The organism is uncultured Butyricimonas sp., assembly GCF_959596855.1.
Taxonomy (GTDB): domain Bacteria; phylum Bacteroidota; class Bacteroidia; order Bacteroidales; family Marinifilaceae; genus Butyricimonas; species Butyricimonas muris.
On the sequence record NZ_CAUFYA010000096.1, the window covers coordinates 1 to 3,531 of the forward strand.

The following is a 3,531-nucleotide window of genomic DNA, read 5'->3' on the forward strand; positions in this document are numbered from 1 at the left end:
GGACGGGCGGAAAGCAATCCCCTGTACGGGGTGCAGGTGATGAGCCGGGAGAAGGGGAGCACCGGGGCGTACGGGTATTATGCTTACGGGATATTTGACGATACGACGGCGATCAACTTGAATTTGAGCGACGAGATGGAGTACCGCTTCCGGGCGACGATGGTGGATGACGCCGCGGCGATTCACGCGAGTGGCGGGGAGTACGGGAAACCGTTCAACACGGCTGTGGCTCCGGCTCAACGGGGAGTGACGCCGCTCCCGGACTGGGAGGGGGATCTGCCCGGGGGGAACGGGACGGGATGGAATTCTTTCCTTGTCACGTCGGAAAAGTACCTTGCCGGACTGGAGCGGGGTGAAACGACACTGGCGGCGGACGGGAAGACTTACGCGCGTCCCAACGCGGTACGCTATTTCGGGGAGCGCTTCCCTTACACCCCGTCTGCCGACGAGGAGGTGGAGGTGCGTATGACGCGGGTGGCATTTGCCGTGACGTGTGAGGTGGATTCGTTGAAAACAGGGTACGTGCGCGTGGAGATGGAGGGAGCCCCGGTGTTCCGCGTGGATTCCGATAGCGAAGAACATAGCGCCAGCGAGGTATTCACGTTGGCAAATAGCGGCGGGAATTGGACGGGTTCCGATTACGCGGAAGAGGTTACCGTGCGTTTTTTCTGGGTGAAACCCAACGGGTTGGAACGGGATCTCGGTTCTCAACAGGTCGCTTTCAAGCGTAACACGGTCACCCGCATGAAGATCACGATAAAGGACGACGGCATGTCGATGGACATGGAGAACAAGCCTCTCGAGGACGGGCAGATTTACGAGATAGAAGGTATTATTTGGTAAGCAATTGAAAATTAAAATATAACGGATTATGAGAAAGTATTTATATGTATTGATGGCAGTGGCAGCCGCGGCTTGCGGACAGGACGAAATGCAACCCGCCGAAGAGGAAACCGGTAATGGTGACGAACCGAAAACTTACACGGTCGCCCTCGCGATGAATGACGAGAACGTGGAAATCGAACAGGAACCCCTCGGGCGTGCAGCCGAGGGAACGAATGACCTCTACTGGTTCCAGATCAACCAGACCCCGGAAGCGGGAGGTAGTTCCAGTTATTATGCCTATGGGATATTCGACAAGAAAGAGAATATGACCGTGAAGTTGGTGGAGGGGTACACGTATTCTATTGAAGCTTCATTGATTAAGGATGGAAGGGATAAATTGAAGTTGTATCGGGATTCGTGCTGGTGTCCTCCGGTGAAATACTATAGCGGAGGATATACAACAACGAATAAGTTTGTTATCACTCCCAATCGATACGTGGAATCCTTTAATGGTTATTATGGGGTTCGATATACATTAGAATCGTTTGATAGCTACAGTGATTATACCAGCTATCCTGAAAACATCGACCGTTATTGCGGTTACGTGGGTGGATATGTACCCGTGGAGAACGGGAAAATAGCCATTAACATGTATCGTTTCGTGTTTGGGTACCGCGTGGAGGTGAATCCTTTCGAGGAGGGGAAAGCGCTTGTCAGCTTTTTAGACAAAGTGGATACGATTTACCCCGGGACAGAGGTTACGAAAATCGAGCGAGAGATTGCTTGGAATTTATATGATTCGGGAGCTTATACTTTGCAACAGTATGGTCAAGACACCACGGCTTACGGGATGGAGCAGATGAACGGTATAAGCACGACTGCAAATTTAACCGTCAGATGGATCAGTGCCGACGGGAGCCGGGAAACCGTGGTGTATAACAAAAGTGTAGGCATACAGCGCCTCAAGCGTTCCATTTTCAGAATCACCCTTAAGAAGGGCGTGGCGCAGAACGGTTCTTTACAAATGAACGTGGAGAACGCGGAAGTGGTTGAGGGGGCGATTTCCGACATCGAGGGAAATATCGGTGGCGGCGTGGATACCGACATCGAAACCGGTAAATGAATTTTCGCCGGAGAGGCGGAATAGGGCAAAAAGCGTCAAAACGCTTTTCGCCCGGTTCATAAAGTTGAGCTTTCAGCTCCTAAAGTTTATAAAGTTCATAAAGTAACGGGCGTCCTTCGGACAAGGTTTACCGGCAGCCATGCTGCCGTGGACAAAGCGCCCGCTAGGGTCCATAAACCTTATGAACTTTATGAACTTTATAAACTTTTAACTAAAAGGGCAAAAAGCGTTTTGACGCATTTGCCCTGAGAGGCGGAATAGGATACCGTGTTCTTTGACATGCTGGAAACGAGATGAAAATGATGGGATTGTCGGAGGAAAGTGCTATCTTTGTAGTGAATTGATAAAAATAGAAACACGATGAGATACTTGGATCCTAAAGCCGATTTGACGTTCAAGCGGGTGTTCGGGGAGCACCCGGACTTGGCGGTGAGTTTGCTGAATGCCTTGCTTCCCTTGGAGGCTGGAGGGGAAATCGCGGAGGTGGAATACCTTCCCGCGGAATTGGTGCCGGAAACGCCTTTACGGAAGAACAGCATCGTGGATGTGCGATGCCGGGACGCGCGAGGGCGGCAATTTATAGTGGAGATGCAGATGGTGTGGTCGCCGGAGTTCCGGCAGCGGGTGTTGTTCAATGCCTCGAAGGCATATGTCCGCCAGAACGATAGCGGGGAGGATTACCACCTGTTGCAGCCGGTGTATTCCTTGAATCTGGTAAACGAAGTGTTCGAGCCGGATTTGGAGGAATATTATCATTATTACAGGTTGGTTCACGTGGAGCACACGGATCGGGTAATCGAGGGATTGCATCTTGTCTTTGTCGAGTTGCCCAAGTTCACCCCTCATACCTACACGGAGCGGAAAATGCAAGCATTGTGGTTGCGCTACCTGACGGAGATTAACGATAAGATGGTGAAAGTGCCCGAAGACTTGTTGGTAAATCCCGCCGTGAAGAAGGCGGTGGAGGTACTGGAGAAATCGTCGTTCACCTCTGCGCAGTTGCTGGGGTACGAGAAGTTCTGGGACGCTGTCAGCGTGGAACGCACGCTGTATAATAGCGGGGAGCGCAAAGGTAAGGCGGAAGGATTCGCGGAGGGCAAGGAAGAGGGATTTCAAGAAGGATTGGAAAAAGGTCGTCGAGAAGTGAAGCAAAATCAAATAGAGACGGCTCGGGCACTGAAATCCCTAGGCGTGGCGACCGATATTATCGCGAAGTCGACAGGGCTTGCGTTGGACGAGATTGCCGGGTTGGATTGATATGTTTTGATAATGAGGTTGTTTATATAGTTGCTTTATGGGATACCCGTAGAGAGCCGGATGTGTTGGGCGAGAAGTTGTAAATTCTGATTATTCCATCATTTTCTGTCCCGCCGTAGCGAATGTGTCGTTGCGGCGGGACAGTCGTTTTATGTCATGAAGGGTAATGAAATGGAATTTAAAAAAAAATTGAATATGAGATGTATGAAATTTTTATTGGTATTGGTGTTTTGCAGTGTCGGGTTCGCCCAGTTGCAGGCGCAGAAAAAGCTGGTGATTCAGCAACAAGAATCACGAACCTCGTTCTTTCCCGAGGAAGGGAAGGC

The 3,531-nt window shown here is 50.8% G+C and carries 3 protein-coding genes; all 3 read left to right on the forward strand.

Annotation, left to right across the window (positions count from 1 at the left end):
- Window positions 1–843: hypothetical protein (locus Q5866_RS20875; protein ID WP_303182315.1), on the forward strand; the 843-nt coding region annotated here is incomplete at its 5' end.
- Between the two features lie 28 nt (window positions 844–871).
- On the forward strand, window positions 872–1,948 hold the full coding sequence (locus tag Q5866_RS20880) for a hypothetical protein (RefSeq protein ID WP_303182317.1): 1,077 nt from the start codon (window positions 872–874) through the stop codon (window positions 1,946–1,948).
- Between the two features lie 360 nt (window positions 1,949–2,308).
- The gene (locus Q5866_RS20885) at window positions 2,309–3,205 is read left to right on the forward strand and encodes an Rpn family recombination-promoting nuclease/putative transposase (RefSeq protein ID WP_303182318.1); all 897 of its coding nucleotides are present in this window, start codon (window positions 2,309–2,311) and stop codon (window positions 3,203–3,205) included.
- The last annotated feature ends 326 nt before the right edge of the window (window positions 3,206–3,531 follow it).